The sequence below is a fragment of the Fimbriimonas ginsengisoli Gsoil 348 genome, assembly GCF_000724625.1.
Classification (GTDB): Bacteria; Armatimonadota; Fimbriimonadia; order Fimbriimonadales; family Fimbriimonadaceae; genus Fimbriimonas; species Fimbriimonas ginsengisoli.
The window spans coordinates 3,404,288-3,423,390 of sequence record NZ_CP007139.1; the positions used below are offsets into that span (position 1 = coordinate 3,404,288).

Annotated in this window: 16 protein-coding genes; 12 read left to right on the forward strand and 4 right to left on the reverse strand. The window is 62.0% G+C overall.

All coding sequences use genetic code 11. The features are described 5' to 3' along the window. The first annotated feature begins 2 nt into the window (after positions 1-2). The 12 genes from OP10G_RS15365 to OP10G_RS15420 are packed head-to-tail and all read left to right on the forward strand — an operon-like array spanning position 3 to position 14,312. On the forward strand, positions 3-440 hold the full coding sequence (locus OP10G_RS15365) for a hypothetical protein (RefSeq protein ID WP_025229549.1): 438 nt from the start codon (positions 3-5) through the stop codon (positions 438-440). Then, positions 440-700 carry a hypothetical protein gene (locus tag OP10G_RS15370; protein WP_025229548.1) on the forward strand — a complete coding sequence of 87 codons (261 nt, stop codon included), beginning with the start codon at positions 440-442 and terminating at the stop codon, positions 698-700. The genes OP10G_RS15365 and OP10G_RS15370 overlap by 1 nt, the downstream gene beginning before the upstream one ends. A 1-nt stretch (position 701) precedes the next feature. Beyond that, positions 702-3,869, forward strand: coding sequence for a hypothetical protein (locus OP10G_RS27225; protein WP_025229547.1), 3,168 nt, complete (start codon positions 702-704; stop codon positions 3,867-3,869). Next, on the forward strand, positions 3,870-5,321 hold the full coding sequence (locus OP10G_RS15380; protein WP_025229546.1) for a hypothetical protein: 1,452 nt from the start codon (positions 3,870-3,872) through the stop codon (positions 5,319-5,321). A gap of 12 nt (positions 5,322-5,333) precedes the next feature. Beyond that, positions 5,334-5,825 (forward strand): hypothetical protein, encoded by a 492-nt coding sequence (locus OP10G_RS15385; RefSeq protein WP_025229545.1) that lies wholly within the window; start codon positions 5,334-5,336, stop codon positions 5,823-5,825. Positions 5,826-5,827: 2 nt separating this feature from the next. Further along, complete coding sequence (locus tag OP10G_RS15390; RefSeq protein ID WP_025229544.1) at positions 5,828-6,463, forward strand: hypothetical protein; 636 nt, start codon at positions 5,828-5,830, stop codon at positions 6,461-6,463. Beyond that, entirely contained in the window at positions 6,450-8,408 is a 1,959-nt protein-coding gene (locus OP10G_RS15395; RefSeq protein WP_025229543.1) for a hypothetical protein, read from the forward strand. Before OP10G_RS15390 ends, OP10G_RS15395 begins: the two co-directional genes overlap by 14 nt. Before the next feature lie 7 nt (positions 8,409-8,415). Then, positions 8,416-8,760: a hypothetical protein gene (locus tag OP10G_RS15400; RefSeq protein ID WP_025229542.1), complete on the forward strand. Its 345-nt coding sequence runs from the start codon at positions 8,416-8,418 to the stop codon at positions 8,758-8,760. Positions 8,761-8,764: 4 nt separating this feature from the next. Then, on the forward strand, positions 8,765-9,259 hold the full coding sequence (locus OP10G_RS15405) for a GPW/gp25 family protein (RefSeq protein WP_025229541.1): 495 nt from the start codon (positions 8,765-8,767) through the stop codon (positions 9,257-9,259). Beyond that, positions 9,252-10,706, forward strand: coding sequence for a baseplate J/gp47 family protein (locus OP10G_RS15410; protein ID WP_025229540.1), 1,455 nt, complete (start codon positions 9,252-9,254; stop codon positions 10,704-10,706). The genes OP10G_RS15405 and OP10G_RS15410 overlap by 8 nt, the downstream gene beginning before the upstream one ends. A gap of 4 nt (positions 10,707-10,710) precedes the next feature. Continuing rightward, complete coding sequence (locus OP10G_RS15415) at positions 10,711-13,062, forward strand: hypothetical protein (protein ID WP_025229539.1); 2,352 nt, start codon at positions 10,711-10,713, stop codon at positions 13,060-13,062. A 20-nt stretch (positions 13,063-13,082) separates the two neighbouring features. Continuing rightward, a complete protein-coding gene (locus tag OP10G_RS15420; protein ID WP_025229538.1) occupies positions 13,083-14,312 on the forward strand; it encodes a hypothetical protein in 1,230 nt (409 codons plus the stop codon). Between the two features lie 119 nt (positions 14,313-14,431). On the opposite strand, the gene OP10G_RS15425 is transcribed toward OP10G_RS15420, so the two are convergent. The 4 genes from OP10G_RS15425 to OP10G_RS15440 form a co-directional block, all read right to left on the reverse strand. Next, complete coding sequence (locus OP10G_RS15425; protein ID WP_025229537.1) at positions 14,432-16,234, reverse strand: glycoside hydrolase family 16 protein; 1,803 nt, start codon at positions 16,232-16,234, stop codon at positions 14,432-14,434. A 51-nt stretch (positions 16,235-16,285) separates the two neighbouring features. Next, positions 16,286-17,254 (reverse strand): hypothetical protein, encoded by a 969-nt coding sequence (locus tag OP10G_RS24800; RefSeq protein ID WP_025229536.1) that lies wholly within the window; start codon positions 17,252-17,254, stop codon positions 16,286-16,288. Positions 17,255-17,278: 24 nt separating this feature from the next. After that, on the reverse strand, positions 17,279-18,337 hold the full coding sequence (dinB, locus tag OP10G_RS15435) for a DNA polymerase IV (protein ID WP_173425315.1): 1,059 nt from the start codon (positions 18,335-18,337) through the stop codon (positions 17,279-17,281). Positions 18,338-18,511: 174 nt separating this feature from the next. Then, positions 18,512-19,087 (reverse strand): DUF4760 domain-containing protein, encoded by a 576-nt coding sequence (locus OP10G_RS15440; protein ID WP_084179367.1) that lies wholly within the window; start codon positions 19,085-19,087, stop codon positions 18,512-18,514. Positions 19,088-19,103 lie beyond the last annotated feature (16 nt).

The following is a 19,103-nucleotide window of genomic DNA, read 5'->3' on the forward strand; positions in this document are numbered from 1 at the left end:
TCATGCGCGAATGGAATACCCGCCTTTCAGTTTCGTTCACCGTGGATGGCGGATCACCCACCCTCATCTCACCCATCGACTCGTTCAGCCCTAGCTTTGCGCTGAATGCAGAACCGCTTCATTCGATCGAAGCCACCCATATCGGAGTCATCTACTCACCCGACTCGATGACGTTCTCCCTTACCGTCAAGGCGTTGGGAGACGTCGCCGGACAGTTAACGGCTTTGGCAATGAACGGAACGCCGTTCGACATTATTTTGCAGGAATCGACCGGCGACGACTGGTCGTTCCACAGCATCTTGATGTCGAGCTGCGTCATCACGAGCGCCGCGCCCACGAACGCATCGATCTCAGGCGCTCCCTCCGCCACTTTCTCCGGATTCGCTCTGAAGAGCACGTCCGACGGCAAAGCGGCTAGTTCCACCGCATCGGTGCCGTAATGCCAGGGGATGGAGGGAACGGAGCCGCGAGAGTCACCCGGACGGGCATCGCTCTGGTGCACGAAGGGGAGATCGTTCTTCCCGCCGCAGGCAGCGAGGTTCAAGCTGCCCAGGTCGGAGACGACATCCGCAGCACGATCCACTACTACTTCCCGGTCGAGATAGAAGTCGTTTCCGGCGGCAAGGCGATCGATCCTCAAGAGATCGCCGACCTCGCCCTCGAGCGTTTGGCCCGGAGCATCCGCGCCAATCAGATCTAAGATGCCCGTCTCCGTCAGCGTACCGACCAAGATCCGGATCGACCGGACGGCCCTCGCCGACCACCCCGAGTGGATCGAAGAGGCCGTCTCGGCCGCGGTCGGTCGGGCGATGGCGAACAGCCGGCGATCGGTCCTCGACGCTCGGGGCGGTTACCTGGGGGTGTCCCTTCATGCCCCTAACTTTTCTTGGCGCGGGATCGATGTCGCCGAACGAGATCGAATTCGGCTTGAAGAGGCGATCGCCCGCATCGTCAAAGATGCCGCCGCCGTAAACGGCCTGCTCGATGGTCCTGGGCCAAATGTGCCTCCGGTCCTTCCGCCCGACCCTTCCGAGCCATTCGATTCCCTCCGGGCGTTCCCTATCGCTGGGGTCTACACCCTCGACAGTTACGACGGTGGCACCGAAGACGTCCAGGTCGTCGACGAGAAGCATCCGCTCCTCTACGATTACGTGCCCGTCGTCAACGTCTTCTTGGAGCCGATGACCGAGGAGGTTCGGTTCGCCCTCACGAGTGTTTCGTACGATGCGAGCCCCGAGCACCCGCTAGGAGTCATCTACCGGTTCGTTAAGGGCGGGGGCATTCGGTGGCATGTTCTCATCACCGACGGATATATCGACAGCGACGATCCGGAAAGCCCGGCAATGGCTCACCTTGTCGGCGCTTTCGAATTTGAGGGATTTACCCGCTTCGATTTTATGGGCGAAAACGCCTCGCCGATGTTCAAGAAGGTCTTCTACGCGCCGCCGCCGGGACCGGGAACCGCCGAGGTCATCGACGTCCCCGCGGACGACGAGGGGCGGAAGAAGAAATACAAGGAGCTGATGGGCAGCGGACTGGAGGATAACCTCCGTCGCCATTCGCGAAAGCCGATCAGCATGACGACGACCAAGTTTCAGGAGAAGATCGGCAAGCGCGTCGACGACGAAATCGACCTCGCGCTGAAAAACGTACAGACGAATGTCACCAAAGCGGTAAAGGTGACCCTCGGCAGTTCCGAGGTCTTCGTCTGGATGACGAAGGACGACGAGCAGTTCCTACAGTGGAATGGCCGCGCGACTCTTACCGCCCTCGACACCGTCGTAAAACGGCCGAAGCCTCCCAAGAAAAAGGGTGAAGGGTCCGGCAGCGGAGGTAACGAAGGCGGCTCATCATCTGGTGGGGAAGGGCAGACCGGCGGCGCCAAAGGGGGGACCGGCGGTGGCGGGACCGGAGGAGGCTGCGGCTGTGCGGCGGACGACCAGCCTCGCGATCCTTGGAAGGAGATCTTCGGCGAGGACGGACCTTCGATGGAGTGCCGATCGCTTCGGGGCGAACCGGCGCTGGAAGAGATCGGCGATGCGGGCGAGCTGCTCGGCAATCAGATCAAGGCGATCGCCCAGAAGCTCGGCATTTCCGAGTGCGTTTATGCAGGTCAATTCTGCTACCAGGCCGCGAGTCAGCTTAACGACAAGGCGATCGCGACCCAAAGCATGGCCGAGTCTTCGTCCGGAGACAACAAGGCGGCCGACGGTAAGAGCGGGAACCTCGGCTCCGTCAGCTTCGCCCCCGGGTCGTCGGCCGTTATCGACACTATCCGCGACTTGGCGGGCGCGGTCCCGCTTATCTCGCAGCTCATGGCCACCGCGGTCGATGTGTTCTGCAGCGACACCTTCCGCTGTACCATCCACGGCTCGCTTCGCGGCAACGGCCAGTCTTGGTCGCTGAAGTTCCTCTCCGATGTTGGCTCGAAGCTGAACGAGGCGGTCGGCAACCTCTTCATCGGCGCTTGCCGGTCGATGCTCCTGCAACTCTTGGCGACTTCTCTAGACCAAATCAACAAACGGCTGAACGCCATCGACCGATACGCGCCGCTGTTCGAAAAGTGGATCTTGCCGCAGATTACGGATCTCGCGGAGCTCGACGAGCTTCATACCCGGCTGAGAAATTACGGCTACGGAAAGAAGGCGCAAGAGATTTCCGGCGGCATCCTAGTTGCTTCCGCCGCCGGATGGGACGCGGCGGCGAGCAGGCTCGTTTCGTCGCTCATCGGCGGCGCCGTGGTCCGCTCGGTGGGTGAGGCGTATGAGATCGTGCAGGACGGCGGTGTCGACAAGATCCGGGGTTCGACCGGGGTGCTGTGGACGATCGACGATCTCGAACAGGCGATCGCCTTGCGGCGCGGCCTCGCGGAAGGGATCGATCCGTTGGTGAAGCAGATCACGGACACCCCCGATGCGGTCAAGCGGTTCAAAGGGACCGATTCGATCCGGCGGGAGCTGGAAACGCTCCTCAAGGAAATGGTGAGCAACAACGAGGAAATGCGCGGCAAAGCCGACCGCGACCCGATGTTCGCCTTCAAGGCAAGCAGCATCAGCGAAGACATTCCTCAAGCCACCGTGCGCGGCGGGAAATACTCGCTCCAAGGGATCCACCGGGTGGCGCATGAGCAGATCTACGACGCCTTTCTCTACGACAGCTTTTACGCGACCGGGCTGGACTATCTCTTCGACACGGAAGAAGGGAAGGCCGCGATTATCGGGTTTGGGATCTTGGCCGGCTTCGTGTTGCTCTGCGTCCTCGTGCCGGGCGGTGCGTTCATCGCGTTCGTGGCGGGCGGCGCGCTCGCGGTGCACGAAGTTTCCAAGGCGTACGAGAAGAAGCGGCTTTACGGCGCTCTCATCAACCCCGACCTCGTCCTATCGCACGCCGAAGTCGAGGTGGGCCTGTTCGTCGCCTGGTTCGGGCTGGTCCTCTCGCTGATTCCCGAAGCCGGAACGGCCGCCAAAGGGTTGGTCTCCGGGGGGCGGGCCGTGCTGAAGGGAGAGGCTAAAGCGATCGGCAAGATGGCGGCGAAGGCGGTCGGCACGCGGGTTGCAAAGGAACTGGCCGAGTACGCCGTCAAGGATCTTCTCGAAGCGTTCGTAAAGGAGCTGACGATCAACATCGTCATCGACCAAGTGATCCAAAAGTCGCTCGCGCCGGTCGTGAAGGAGATTCAAAACGAATCCAGCATTGGCTTTGGATCCGGCGGCGGGGCGGAAGCGCCCGACGCGGACCAGGCCGATTTCCTCGACATGATTCGAGCCCTCGAATCTCTCGATCAGGAAGGAACGGCCGACGACGACGGCGGCTCGCCGGATGTAGAGGGCGGGGACGACGAGGTTCCGTACGAGGAGGTCTTGGAGTAGATGCTTAAGGAATCTCCGATCCACATCGATCCCAAGTTAATCTCGGCCGCCGTCGACTCGCATCCGGAGATGCGCGATCTGCGCGAGGCCGTGAAAACCCGCTTCAAGACCAGCGACGCCACCGCGAAGTCGTTCGCCGAGAGGCTGCTGACCCACGCCGTCGAGCGCTTCGGGGCCAAATACCTTGCCGAAATGACCGAACGGATCTCCCGCCTCTTCGAGCGGCGGGAGCAAGCGGCGAAGATCGTCGACCAAGTCATCGGAGCCGAAGCGCTGACCCCCGAGGAAGCGGGCCGCCAGCTCAACCAGCTCTTCAAAGATATGAAGGGGGACGTCGACGCGATCAGCGGGCCGGGCGACTACGCCAAGAATAACAAAATCCCGCTCCCGGATAAGAGCGAGCTCGAGTTGACCGCCCACGACGACGATCCGGTGAAGATGCCGGCGAAGGCGCTCCCCACGGGGCGACACGTCGAGATGCTCGCCGTGCTCAAGGCTAAGTTCAAGGATCTCAAGCTGTCTTGGCGAAAGGCGATGCGGAAAGCGGCCGATCTCGCGCCAAACGAACTCTGGCGGGCCGTCGCCAGCGAGACGGAGGGTGGCCAGAAACGAAACATCGAAGCCTTGAAGGCTCGCGCCAAGGCGCGGGGAATGAGCGACAAGGAGATTGCGTCGCTGGAAGAAGCGGTCAAACAGCTCTCCCTCGAACGGGCTCGCTCCCAGCGGTTGCCCGGAACCGCCGAGGCGACCGGACGAACCGAAGCGCTCCAAAAACTATCTCCGAACCTTAGAAAGCTGGTTGCGGGAGACCGCCAGCTCGAGCTACTCGCCGGCGACAACCCCGAGGTGCTCGAGGAGATGTTCAAGGCATCCGGCGCAAAATCCAGGTCGGCGCTGAGGGCCTATATCCGGCGGCGGATGGTGGCTCACATCCGCGGGATGTTGGGAGAGTTTACGGCCGCCTTCCAGCTTGGCGAGAAGCTGGTGCTGCTCAAAGCGCCGGACTACAACGTCACCTTGCCCGGCACGGACTTGGTGGGGGTGACGCGAAACGGACGGGTTTGGCTCATCGACAACAAGGCGCTCTCGGTGGAGGAGCTCGGCTCCGTCACCGCCCTCATGAAGAACCTTCCCGAGAACATCGCGGACGATACCGCGGCGTTCAAAGGGGAGTTCGGAATGGGGAAGGACCCGCTTATCGGTGACGCGGTCGCCCGGCTGGATAAGGCGACAAAGGCGATCCAGAAGCTCACCAAAGGACTTACCCAAGAGCAGGTGTCGGATCCAAAGATTCAGCAGCAGATCGGAACGATCCTTCGAGACAACCGGATCGACCGGGTGATCACGAACGCCGGCGGATCGGTGGACGGCTTGTCGGCCGGACTCAAGCAGGCGCTCATTCGGCTGGAGAACCTGAACAAGCCGCTCAAGCCGAAGCCCACGACGAAATAGAGGAGACGCAAAATGCCCGAAAGTTATCAGAGTTACCTCCACGTCCCCTCCGCGATCATCAGCGACGGAATCATCCCAATCCCGATATGGGCGGTGACCCAAATGTCGCTAACCGAGACCTACCACCTCCCCCCGATCGGATCGACCGCGGTCAAGGCGATCGTCTCGGTCCACGACGACACGATCTCCCTGACGGGCACTCTGTTAGGTCCCGAGCGGTTCGCTTGGAAGCTGGCGCTGGAAACGATTGCCGAATCGAGCAAGCGTGGTTCGGCTCTGGCGGCCATGACGGGCGGCGCTGTGGGTGGGCTTATCTTGATCACCGCGATGACGATCCGCACGGATATGCAGGTCCAGTCGCTCACCTTCACCGCCAGCTCGGGAAAGCGGGACGCGCTCGACATCTCGATCAACTTGGCCTATATGCCGAAGCCAAGCCTCTTGGGCAAGCTGCTCGACGTGGCCGCGGTCGGCGTCGGCGCCCTCTCCGATTTTGGAAAGTAACCATGCCGACGTACCCTGCCGCTCGCCTTTTGGTCTCCGCCGATCCGCCGGTGCTCCCCGACGACTTCCAGATCGTTCGTTCGAACATGGTGAACGGCTTGCCGCATTACGTCGACCTCACCAAGAACACCCGGCTAAAGATCGTTCTTCCAACCGGTCTGCTTCAACCTTGGCTGGATTCCGACCCGTCCGCCTTGGCGGCGACGAGCGAGGATGAAAAGGCCCCGCATTCAACCGACGCTCCAGAAGAGATCGGCGGCGTATCGAGGCCGGCTCTAAGGTTCGCCGCTTCCATCGCGGGTGCGACGATCGCCACCGCTCCCTTCGCCTTGGGCGCTCGGCGGACCTTGCGCGACGACGGCGATCCGGCGACGGGCGCCGCGATCGAAGTAGCGTTACTCGATTGGCGCGTCTATGCCGGCACGGTACGCGGCCCCGGCGACTTCGGATCGTACGTCCAGTTTGGCTGGAGAGTCGCCAATCGGGCCGTCGATAACTTCGGACCGCCGGTAATCAATCCGTTCCTGTGGCACCGCCTCATCCCGATTCTGCGAATCGAATCGGATCTGGGGCTGATGATTCGGGTCATCGACACCCGGTTCGTTCAAAGGAGGTACGCGATCCGTGAGTCCCTTTAGCCTAGGACAGTCGAAAGACGTAAAGATCGGAAACGACTCCGGCTGGGTCCTGGAGTTCTACACCGCGTCCGCCGACGGCACGATCGGGGCGAAGCCGGTCGCCTCGTTCAGCAGCTCCAAGTATTACGCCAGCATCGACGCGACGCTCCAGGACGACCTGCGCGGTGGCTCGTACTCGTTTACGATCCAAGGGCTGATCGATTCCGATTACGGCCTCATCTCTCAGGCGATGCCGAACCATCCGGTCGTAGCCAAGCTCTATCTCTTCTGGCACGACGCGATCTCGGGGCCGGCTTCGTATTTGGGAAATCTCGTCGGTATCTCGAGCGACCTCTCGCCCGACGACCTTCAGAAGGCGATCGTCTCGGTTCTCTACATCACCAAAGTCAAACGGACCCTCGGCGAACTCAGCTACGACACGGAGATCCACTGCGTCGAGTGGGCGTACCGCGCGATGTCTCAATTGCTGACCGCAACCTTGGAAGCCGACGACTACGGAAAAGCCGCGGCGGAGATCGCCACCCGAACAAAGGTAGATATCACCACCTACCCCGAGGGGGGCGGGCGGATGACGACCGACGCGGCGGGCACCGTCGGCAATGAGAAGGTGAAGTACCCGATAGGAAAAACCTACGGCTCGATCCTCCGCGACATCGCGAACGCCGTAGAAACCAACCTAAACAAGCACGGTCGGGGGATGTTGCTGGTTCGAGACGGCAAGATTTACCTGGGCCCCCGCCCGTATCCGCTCGACGGCGATCCGAAGGACCTGACCGCCACCGCCGGATTTTTGGAAGTCTCGGTGGATGGATCATCGGACGACGATCCGACCGCTCCCGACCCGTCTGGACAGGCCCAGAAAACCCATTACACGATCACTCTCAAAGGGCGGCCGGACATCAAGCCCGGCGACATCGTTCGGTTCGATCCTCCCAAAGAGGACGACAGCAAAACGGTGCCGAGCCTTCTCTCGGCCCTCGCCGGAGCTTTCGCGGCTCCGCTGCTTCCCACGATGAGCGACTCCCTGTCCGATTCAGCGGTCTCGATGGCCGTCTCCTCGGTAAAGCATCGGCAAGGGAAGGCGTGGGGGTTTTACACCGAGGTGAAGGGGGTTGGGCTGACCGATCCGACTCAGCCTTGGGACGTGTATTCCGACGCCAACGCACCGGGGAAGAACGCCTCGCCCTCCGCCGACGGAGGGACCGAGGCGGCGGGAGCGTTCAAAGAACAACTGCAAACTTGGACGGCGAACCTTCAGACCATCGAAGTGGGGCAGATCCGCTCGTTTACCTCCAAGACGGCAAGCGACGATGTGCCTTCGCAAACAGAGTCGCTTTGGGAGGGTCTGCAATCGGTCGACCAGAACCCCAATGGCACCCGGCGCCTCCCTTCGAACAAGAAGAACCCGGTTCGCATGGACTTACCGTACGCAACCCCGTTTGCGTGGGGTAAGTGCGGCTTGGTCGTACCGCGTTACCCCGGAATGCGAGTGGTGGTGGCTCACCGGAAAGGGCTCGAGCAGGAGCCGATCGACGTCGGTGCGATTTGGGACAGCGGCAAGGGACCGGACTCCAATCCTGGCGACTACTGGCTAAGCCTCCCGGTTGGCATCGACGAGAGCAAACGCGACAAGGCCACGGGTGACGACGCGATCGCGCCTTACACCGGCAAAGCCTCTCACGACCTCATCGACGCGGACGGAAATCGGGTGCTCGAAGTCGGATCTCTGACCGTGCGGGTCCCGAAATCCGGCGAAGAGACCCCCGCCGGTACCCGCCCGGCGATGGCCTCAGACAAGGGGAGCATCACGATCGAGCATGCGGAAGGGGTCGCGAAGATCGTGATGAAGCAAGACGGAACGATCCTGATCAAAGGGAAGGGAATTACCCTCGACGCCGGTGAAGGCAACATCGTCCTCATGGGGAAGACGGTCGACATTCAATAGGGAAACTATGCCTTACGTACTTACCGTCAATAGCACCGTTCAATGCGCGCACGGCGCGAAGATCGCCCTGACAAGCGACGCCAAGCTTTCCGTGGGCGGAGCCAAAGTGCTGCTTCTCGCCGGAATCCAAGGCGCGACGGTGAACGGGTGTACCAACCCGACCGATCCGAATACTTCGTCCCTCACCTGCGCTACGGTCGCAACCGCCACCGGGACGGCAACCAAGCTCACCGTCGGTGGCAAGCCGGTGGTGCTCGATTCGCTTAGCGGCACGACCAACGGAACGCCGCCCCCTTCCGGGGCCAGCATCTCCGTTGCCGACGTCGGCCACCAAAAACTGAAGGCGGTTTAAGAAGATGCCCCTCGACGACGCAACTCAAGAATTGGTGAGGAACAAGCTCCTGGGATGGGGAGCCGCCTGCGCCCCCGTTTATCCGGGCATGGACATCGGGCAAGACATCGTCTTCGCCGACGGCGATTTGGCGATCGTTAAGGGGCTGTCGAACCTTGGCCAAGACCTGACGGTCGCGCTGACAACGGGACTCTCCGCCGACCCGTTCAACACGAATTTCGGATTCGACGGCATTAACGCTATGGTCGAAGAATCGAACCCGATGATGGTTCGGGAGCGGGTCCGCGTGAGCGTCATTACGCTGCTCAATAAGGACCCCCGGGTGCGCCGGATCCTCGACGTAAAGCTGCTGGACGGCCGGCTCGGGCCGCTGTCGGCGGATGTGGAGGCGGACGCGGACATCGCCACCAAGCGCACCCTGAACGTTCGCGTCGCTTTCGAGACGGTTTCGGGCGATCAATCGGCTTTGGATTTGGGAGGAGTGAAGCTCAATGTCTGACACTGCCACGACGCTGGATTTGACCACCGTCCTTTCGATCGATTCCGCCGTCACCGGAAGCACGGGATCGCCTGACTTCGGCGTTACCACCACCGGTTTCGTGCCGAAGCCTTTCGCCCGGCTTCTGGCCGAGAAGCTCGCTTTGGCAAAGGGGCTTTTCGGTGACGACGTCGACCTGATGACTGGATCGGTGTTCCGCAAGCTCCTGGAGGTCTCCGCACTCGAAGATGCCCGGACCTGGGCGGCGCTTGGAACGGTGTACGACAACATGTACGCGATCTCGGCCACCGGCGAAGCCCTGAGCCGGATTGGCGAAGACCTTGGGCTCCCGCGCCCCTATCTCGAAGCCAAAGGGTCGATCAAGCTCACCCTTCTGCCGCCGTTGCCGAATGGAATGGCGAGCCTTACTATCCCGCGGGGGAGCCGTCTTTCCACCCCCGGAGGGCACCACGTCGCGACCGACGTAAGCGTGACGCTGACCCCGAGTAAAGCGGTTTTGGACGTGCCGGTGGTGGCGTTCTATCCCGGCCCGAGTCATAACCTCGACCCTAACGTCGTGGACGGTGGCGGGGGACATCCTCAGAAAATCGACCGATGGAATAAGGCCGACGCGCTTCTCCAAGAGCTCGTCGACGCGGAAGCCTCGGCCGGGCAGCCGCTGGTGAAGATCGAGCACACGGCTCCGCTCACCGGGGGTGAGCTGCAATGGCCCGACCTACGGTACCGCCAACTGCTTCTCCAAGCGCCGAGGTCGATCTGGACGGTTCAGGCGATTCAGATGGCGGTCTCCCTCGTTCCCGGTGTTCGCCAGGTGCAGGTGTACGACGGGCGCGGCGGGTTAGACATCAACCAGTCGATCTTCGGAAACTTCAACTTCATCGAGCGGGTGTTCAACGGAGAACGCGATCTCGGCAACCCGTACTACTTCACCGTCCTGGTTGCCCCGACGATCCACGCCATCTGGGATGGACCCGATGGTCTGTTGACCCACGTCCAAAGCGCCATCGAAGACCTGCGCCCGATCGGGATCTTCCCGTCGGTCGAGCAAGCGGTGGAGGTCGGAGTTGGGGTTTCGGCAAATCTCGTGGTGAAGGGATTGCCGTTGCCCACCGGGTCTTCTCAAACGGTGAACGACTCCGCCGCCGCCCAGGCGTTGCGGCAACGAATCTACACCCGGCTTCGACGCTACATCGACGAGCTCCCGTTCGGCGAGCCGGTTCGGGCGTCCGAGATCGTGTGGACGATCATGAACGAGCCGGGGGTCGCCGATGTGAAGGACCTCGCCCTCCGGCGATACCCGCGCGATCTCGGCAGCATGACTTTCGACCAAGCCGTGGTGGCGGGTAGTTACGAAACCCTCGGCTGCGGAGAGAACGTGCAGCTTCAAACGAACCAGATCCCGGTCTTCGTCGACATCGACAACCCGATCCCGCTCCTTATTGTGTGAACCCATGAGCCTTCGAATCGACCCAGACCAATACCGATCGGCTTCCCTGGAGAACGTCCTCGGCTCCCTCCACGGTCCGCTCGCAGGAGGCGCCATCACCACGCCGCTCACCGCTACGGTCGCGGGGAGACTGGTCGTCAATTGGACTTCCCGGCGGCCGATGGTTCTTGCCGTGCTCAACGGGTCGCTTGAAACCGAATCGATTGTGCTGGATACGGTGGTCGATCCCGACGGAGTCGCCGCTGCCCTACCAACGTGCCGGTTCGAGAGCTACTCTGAATCGGGGGCGGCGCTTGCGATCTATGTTCCCAACGTGGCAAAGGGAGTCGATTCGATTCCGGGCTTTACGCTGGCGCTTCAAGCGAAAACGGTTCCCGAGGGAGGCGCGCCGGTCGCCATCGCACCTGCCGACCTGCCGAAGTATTTTCGCTTCGAAATGATCGAGGGGAACGTGGGCAAGATGCTCTTTGCGCTTCTGCAAGAGAAGGCGAAGATCCGGCGTCAGGCCCGCGAGCTCGCCGCGATGAAGTTGCGGACCGGCGCTCGGCGCGACGCGTTGGACCGAATCGGGGCGAGCCTCGGAGTGCTTCGTTTCCAAGACGACCTCACTTACGATCCGGTCAAGCAAGAGGTGCTGACCGTGGTCCTTAAGGACGGAGCCGGGAATCCCACCCTTGAATCCGACCGCGATTTCGCTCGTCGGCTCGCGCTTTATCGGCCATTCCTGTTGAGCTCGCGGGCGCGCTTTAACGAAACACTGAATGGCGATGGGGGCGATGGCGATCCTAACGCCGGGTTGCTCTCGGGTCTTGGATTAACGGCCAGATTCCAGATTCAGGAAGAGAACAATCCGTTCGCCCTCGCCTTCCGGATCGTCGGCGTCGGATCGGCGACGCCGCGCACGAATTTCCTCAATTACGTGCGAAGCGACGTTCTCATCTGGATTCCGAACTCCGCGGCGGCGAACACCGCGCACAACGGTCGCTACATTCCCAAAGCGACCCAAGACCAGGTGTCGGCGTTACGAACCCGGCTGCGAAGCGCCTACACCTATCCGGCGGATGCTGCGGTGGCTCCGATGTTGGCGACTGCGCTCGACCGCCTTGGCCGAGTTCTGAAAGCGTTAGGGTTCGCCAAGAAGCCGGCGATTCAGAGGGCCCAGACGGCCGCCGCCGGCAGCCGATACGAGCTAGGTCTTGGGGTGGATATCGCCTCCTTTACGGCCGCGGATCTGAACGACCTGGTGGCGAGGACGAACAATCTGGGAAGGACGCCGACCGGCGACCAAGAGGCCGAGGCGCTGATCGCGCAGGCACGAGCGATGCCTCCCGCATCCGGCGCCGCCGATCCGGATGGGAGCTGGCTCCTCAAGGCATGCGGATTTCAGACCGTTCACCGGTTGACGGCGACCTCGCTCTACATCTCCCACCTCCCGACGCTAGGCCTCCAAATTGACGGCCCCACAACCGTGGCGATGGGGGCGGCAGGTAACTACGAGGCGCATTTCTACCCGCCCGAAGACCCGGCGATGAACGCCGCGCTGTTTGCGGGGCTGCATGCGTCGGCGGCCGACTGGACAGCCGCCGGCCACACCGCCTGGACGGAGCTGAGCGCCGCGGCGGCGTTGACGGCGTGGGGAAAGGTTATCGCCCAAGCGCCGAATGCTCCCGCTCAGCAGGTCTTCGCCTCGGCCGGGCTTCCCGCCATCGCCAACCCGGCTTCGCTCATCGTGAACCTGCAAAGCGTTCCGGCGGACATGCTCGTGACGGTGACCCTGCCCGCGCCGCTCGCCGCCGACATTCTGGCCGGCAAACCGGCCGGGGCGACCGCATTGCGAGATCTCGCCGCCTTGTTTACCAAGCACTCGCTGGCATCGGCGGTTCCGCTGGTGACCAACACCGGTCAGGTGCTCGTCGTGGTAAGCGTGCTGGGCCTGCCGCAGGTTGGCGTGAACCTGAGCGAGCGCCGCACCAGCGGGTTCCGGTGGTACGCGGTCCCCCTGGGTGGGCAAGGAACGGTGAAGGCGCTGGGGAGCGTCACGTCGCTCCAGCCGACCCACGCCGGTGCGTTGGCACTCGTCTGCCTCGGCTACATACGGCAAGGGTTGGCCGATCCGTACGAGGTGAAGATTGACCTGCCCGCGGGCAAGACGATCACTCTCAAGGAATACGAGTTCCTGATGAACACCCTGGAGCATCTTTGCCCGATCGGGGTGGAGATCAACACCTACTCGATTCGACAAAAGCACGTAGACCTCGCCGGAAACGGCGTTCCGCTACCCCTGAAACCGACCGTTTTCCGAACGTATCGTAGTTTCCGCCGCCGGCGGCTACGCGGCATCTATCAAGAAGGCTAACAACCGATAAGGGAAGCAAAATGGCAGAAACCCTCACCATCAACGGCGTAAGCGCCGAGCAAGTGTATGAGACCGTAAGGGACGCGGGCATCGGCGATGCCGACGCCAAGATCCTCGTCAGCAACTGGATCTACCAGAACTACCTGACCCTCAGCCGGTCGTTCTCGTACGGGACCGCCTTTCCCGCCTCGGTGCCGGATTGCGTCCCCACCCCCTTTGCCCGAACGTTCGTCCATAAAGACTGGGTCGACGGCGAAGACCTGGTGCAAGCCGGGCAATCGGCGGACGATAACGGCTTTAACATGCGCCTTCACCAGATCGAGCACGACCTCGACTCGCTCGGCGCCAAGCTGGCTACCGCCGTCGACTGCATGGCCGACATGCGGGCGAGTCTCCGCAAGATGTTCGACGAGATCGCGTCCGAGCTGAACCGAATCGACAACGACATTGCGGGCACGGTGAAGGGGCCGACCGTCGTCGGCCCGTCGGTGGGCGGGTACCTGCCCGGCTACTACGGCGGCTACCAATATGGACCTCAAGTGGGCATCAATGTTGGCCCGGGCGTCAACCCGCCTAACTTCACCGGTCCCATGCCGCCCGGAACAGAAGGAGATCCGCTGTTGAACTACCTCGGAACGACGATCTATCAAGACAAGGCGGTCAGCCTGTTCAACACGTCGAAGGGGGTGGTCATCCTCCCCGCCGTCGACGTCAGCACGCCCGCGAACGTCGACCGCCGAGTGACGAGCGCCGGCGCGGTGGCCAGGGCGATCACGGAAAATCGCCAGCTCGGCCAAGCCGTGCGTCAGGGGGTGGACAAGAACGTGCTCGTCGAGCGGTTCGGCGGGCTCGAGCTCAGCAACGGGCAGACCTTGCAGCAGGCGCTATCGGTATTGCCGGCCAACGCAAAGTACGAGTCGCCGACGCAGTTCCTGAACGACCTCTCCGGGCGCATGGCAAGCGCGCTTCAATCCACGACCGGCCTCTCGCGACAGCTCGCCGCCGCCGTCAGCGCCCCCGCGGGAGTTTCAGACATGGCGAGCGTGGACATCAGCGGCATGAAGGAGCTGCCGCCCGCCGCCACCTCCGCTCTGCGGAAAGCCGGAGTTTCGACGATAGGACAGTTCGCCAAGCTGACTGCGGGCTCCATCTCCCAAATCCTCGGCAAGACCAACGTCGGCCTCAACGCCGGCGAAATCGCCGCCATCCACGGCACGGCGCAGACCTTGTCGCACATGCAGATCGAGTGATGGAAAGTATGGACAAAGCCGGTAGGGCAATCCGAGTCCTCTGCCGGGCAGAAGCCCCGCATCGCCGCCCTCGGCCGTTTGCCGTTTGCCGTTGGTAGCATCGCCGCGCATTCCGCCCGCTACGGGTCGATTCGTTTGCCGTCGCCGGGGGAGGCGAGGTCTTTGCGTTGCCAGACTCGGACGTAGTCGACGATGAGATCGGCGGGGAGGCGGTCGTCGTCCACGGCGTCGTTGTCCCAGCCGCCGGAGGGGAGGGTGAACATTAGGTAGGAAGGAACGTTGGAGATGCGGGGGTTCTTCCACCGGAGCAGTTCGCGTCCGTTGCAGTAGTAGACCGCTTCACCAGGCGTCCACAGGAGGCCGCAGATGATGAACCCGTCTTTGTCGGCTTCGACATACACCTTGTCCGACCCGATCGCCTTGTGAGCGGCTTCGTAGCCGTCGTAGTGCATCGCGATGTTGTAGCGGTGCGCTCCCCACCGGGTGAGGTGCTCCATAATGTCGAACTCCATCGCGCCGTTCCCGGTGTCGGACCGCTTCCACTGTTCGGGGCCTGCCTTCGAACCGCGGTCCGGCATCATCCAGAACGCGGGCCAAAGGCCGGGCGCCTTTGGCAGCTTCATGCGGGCTTCGAAGTAGCCGTAGCGTTGCGCCCATAGGCCATAGGTGTCGAGGTATCCAGCGGCGTAGGGGGTGGAATTTCGCTTTGGATCGTCGTTGTGGAAACCGGTTTGCTTCTCGTAGCGCACGCGCAACATTCCGTCCTTCACGATGACGTCGTCTTTGGACCAGTGGGTCTGCTTGTCGTAGTAGTTCTCGCCGGTGACCTTCCAAACGGAGGTGTCGAGCTTGTTCCCCTCAAACTCCTGGTTCAGTGTTTTAACCCACTCGCCGGGGACCGGCGGCCGCTTGCCGAGCCAAGCCGGGATCGCGGCGGGCTTCGCCACGGCGACGATTCGCGTCACCTGGATATGGGCGTCCTGACCGGATGGCACGATCGAGAATGCCACCGCACTCACCGCGTCGCTGGTGATGAGGTCCGACGGCGCACCGCCGGTCACGTCGATAGGGTGTCCGAACAGCGCCACGATCTCGGCCTCGGCTCCTGGATCCATCGATTTGGCGACCGTCCGCCATTCGCCCGCGCCACCGTTGGACTCGAGTCGGACGCGCGGCACGACAGGGACGCTCCCCGAGTTGCGGAGAGTTACGTGCACCTCGGTGTAGTCGCGCAGATCCCACCTTCCGGCCCGCGGTTTGATCCTGGCGATGGCGTCCGGCTTTCCAGCGGGGAAGGTCAGCCCGTTCTTGTCTCCGCTTTCGAAGGCGACGTTGGGCGAGGTCTTCAGGTCGAAGATCACTCCGGCCGTAGGCTTGGTGCGAAGGTCGTCGAGGGCAACGGGCGGGGTTTCGTGGGCCGGACCGGCGGCGACGATCGACTCGATTCGGAACGACCTTGCCGCGTCGGACTTGGTGGTGAAGATGAGCACGTTCGACACTTTGGAGGGGTCGAGTTTGTATCCCTTCTTCTGCCCGTATTGGTAGCCGAAAATCGTCCGCACCGTGCTGGCTTGCCCCGGTTCGAGGGTGATGCTCTCGGTGTTCCAAGGGTTGTCTTGCCAATTCCCGGCGTTATCGACCCGCAGGGCGAGTATGATCGGCTTTGCCCCGGTGTTGACCAGCCGGGCCTCGACATGCCCGAACCGGGAGAGGTCCCAAGCCCCGTTTGGGGGCGCGAAGCCGACGCCTGGGTAGTCGTTTTTACCGGGAGCGACGGTTACCTCGACCGCCGAACCGACCGGCTTGGCGGTAGTGTCATCCGAGGCCTTGAGCCGGGCTTCGGCAAGAAGCGACCGTTCGTTGCCTTGGCCGGTGAGTCCGAGCGAGAGAAATAGGGCGGAAACGATCAGGCAGCTTCGCATGACAATCGGTTCAGTATGGTCGCGACTGCTTTTCGAGGGATTGCTCTGGCATCACCACCTGGTTGCCCAATCAGGGGGTGGGACGGACTCGAAAGTGTTTGCGTTGAGATCGGCGATGAGGGTGGGTTCTCCATCCGGAAAGTCGCTCCACGCCCAAAGGCATCCCATCTCGCCAAAGACGATCCGGCCGCGCCGATCCACATCGATCCAATGAGGGTGTCCTCCTCGCGGCTTCCAACTCCGGCGTTCCACCCCAGAATCGTCGATCAGGCTCCACTGTTCGCTGTTGTACGAATGCTCCCGTCTGAGGAGCCCGCTGGGCACGCGCTTTTCAAGAATCCCTGTGACATTGGTTTTCGGCTTCGGCATCGCCTCCTCGATGTTTCGCAGCCAAGACTCGATTTCGTCAAAGGTTGAGGGGCGTTTCACGGCGCTCCAAAGCATCTGAGCCTTCTTTCTCCAGTCCGGATTGGTTTCGACGGTGACTTCTTTTCGCATCGTTTGCCAACCATGCCTCTCTAGCCGAAGGGTGAAAATCGGTTCATCCTCTGAAGGGGGCAGATCGAGTTGTCGTACCTTGAGTTCCTTCGCGGGCTTAACGGCTTCGTGCCAGCAATGTCGAAAGTCGTTGACGCCCACCTCTCGGTTGCCGAGCCAGATCCCGCCGCCATTCCAAGCTCCGCCCGTAAACCAAAGGGCGAGCGCGGTGAAATAAGGTGGGCGACTGATAGCCGTCCATCCCACGGTCATCCACTCGTCAGGCGTGGGAGCCTGATTCCTTTTCCGATGCCGATTTGAATAATTCGTTGCGGCAAGAACTAAGTAGCGCCCGTCCGGGCTGACGTCGCATCGTTTCGTATAGACCCTTCCGGTCAGCCACTGGCCAGGGGTTACGACATCCGTATTGAGGTCCCAGACCAGCATTTGGCACCACTTGGTGGGGCCGCGCCGAAAGATTACAGCCTGGTTGGCTTCCGTCGCGACGACGCCGTCGATTCTGCAAACCGGGGTCTTGGTCATGGAGGATTTTAGCGCGGGCCAAACTCACCAGTCGAAGAGCGTTGGCTGCGCCGCGTGTGGTTGTGGGTCGAGGAAGTTGCTGAGGCCGACGCCGGCGAGGCGGTAGGTGGTCGTTGGGTCCAGTTCGACCCGTTCCAAAAGGGCCAACGCGATGTCGATCAGCTCTTCGCCCGATGAAATGGAGGAGCCGGGGGTTTGGCTGCGGGTTAGGATTTTGAAGTCGCTGGTTTTGAGCTTAAGGACGACGGTTCGGGCGGGGCGGCCTTCTTCGACCGCCATATGCCACACGCGTTCGGCCAGGCGGATGAGGGTGGGGGTGGTGTCGCGCAGGAAGACGTCGGTGGCGAAGGTGTCTTCGGCGGAGATGGATTGGGTAGGGCGGTCGCTGACCACCTCGCTCTCGTCGTGGCCGCACGAGAGCTGATACAGCCGGCGGCCGGATCGGCCGAACTGCGATTCCATCAAGGGGAGCCCGTACGTCCGGATGTCTCCGACTAGCCGGAGCCCGAGCTGCTCCAGCCTCTCCTCGGTCACCTTTCCCACGCCGGGGAGCTTGCCGACCGGCAGCGGGGCCAAGAACCCGTCGATGTCCTCCGGACGGATTTCGAAAAGACCGTCCGGCTTGCGCCAATCGGAGGCGATCTTGCTGAGGAATTTGTTCGGCGCCACCCCTGCGGAAGCAGTCAGGCAGAGCTCCTCGCGGATCTCGGCTCGGATCGTTTGGGCGGCTTCTAGGCCGCTCTCCCTTCCCGTCACGTCGAGGTACGCCTCGTCGAGGGAAAGCGGCTCGATGCGTTCGGTGTGCCGCCGGAAGATCTCGCGGCAAGCTTGCGACACGGCGCGGTACCGGGTGAAGTCGGGTGGAATGAAGGTGGCCGAGGGGCACAGGCGCTCCGCCGTGACCGCGGGCATCGCCGACCGGATCCCGAACTTCCGCGCCTCGTAAGAGGCCGCGCATACCACCGAACGGTTCCCGCGCCAGGCGACGACGACCGGTTTGCCGCGCAGGCTCGGGTCGTCGCGCTGCTCCACCGACGCGTAGAACGCGTCCATGTCCACGTGAACGATCTCCCGGGCGCTCATACCGATTTACAGTATTCCGCAGTGAACATGATGGGGGACCTGTGCTGGGCGACTGCCTGGGCCGCGACTGAGCGCCCGGTGCGCGTCCCGTAAAACTGCCAGGCGAAAGTCTCCGCTTTATTGGGCGACGATTCCTCTTCAATCGACCCAGATCAGCATAGCGAAGGGCTGAAGCTATCTAGGAAGTAACGCGAGGTCGTCATATTTCTTGCCTCGAACGACCTCGCCATCTTTCGTAAAGAAGTGATGGCTGAAGGAATTCTCTCTGTCCCACTTTTTGGCGATCATTTCAAATTCTCCGTAGAGAGTTGGGTTCTGGGTTTCCAGTCGAGATGTCTCGATGTATGCGTAATATTTCCAATAGATCATTCGAACGGCTCGGTTCGCGAAGTCTCGGTACATCGCTTCGTCGAGAGCTTTGTGCACGATCGCGCAGCACGCTGCCTCGTATAAATTCAGCTTCGCCTTGACGGTCTCCCGAAGATGGCGGTCGTTAAGGATGAGCCGTACGGTTTCCGCGTCCAATTGGACGTGGTCTGTTGGATCGAAAACACCCTCCGCCGCTATCCGCTCCGCCTCTCTCACTGCGCGAAACTGATCGCCCATGAGAAAAGACATGGTGTTCTGACCCCTAGCCGTCTTCGCGGCGCTTCGAATCTGGAGGTAGATGAAAAGGAGGCCGAAAGTAGTGGCCAATACGCCCCCAACGGCAGCTATGGTCTGGATTGATCTCGCAGTTTCTTCGTTCATGGAATAAGTACTCGCC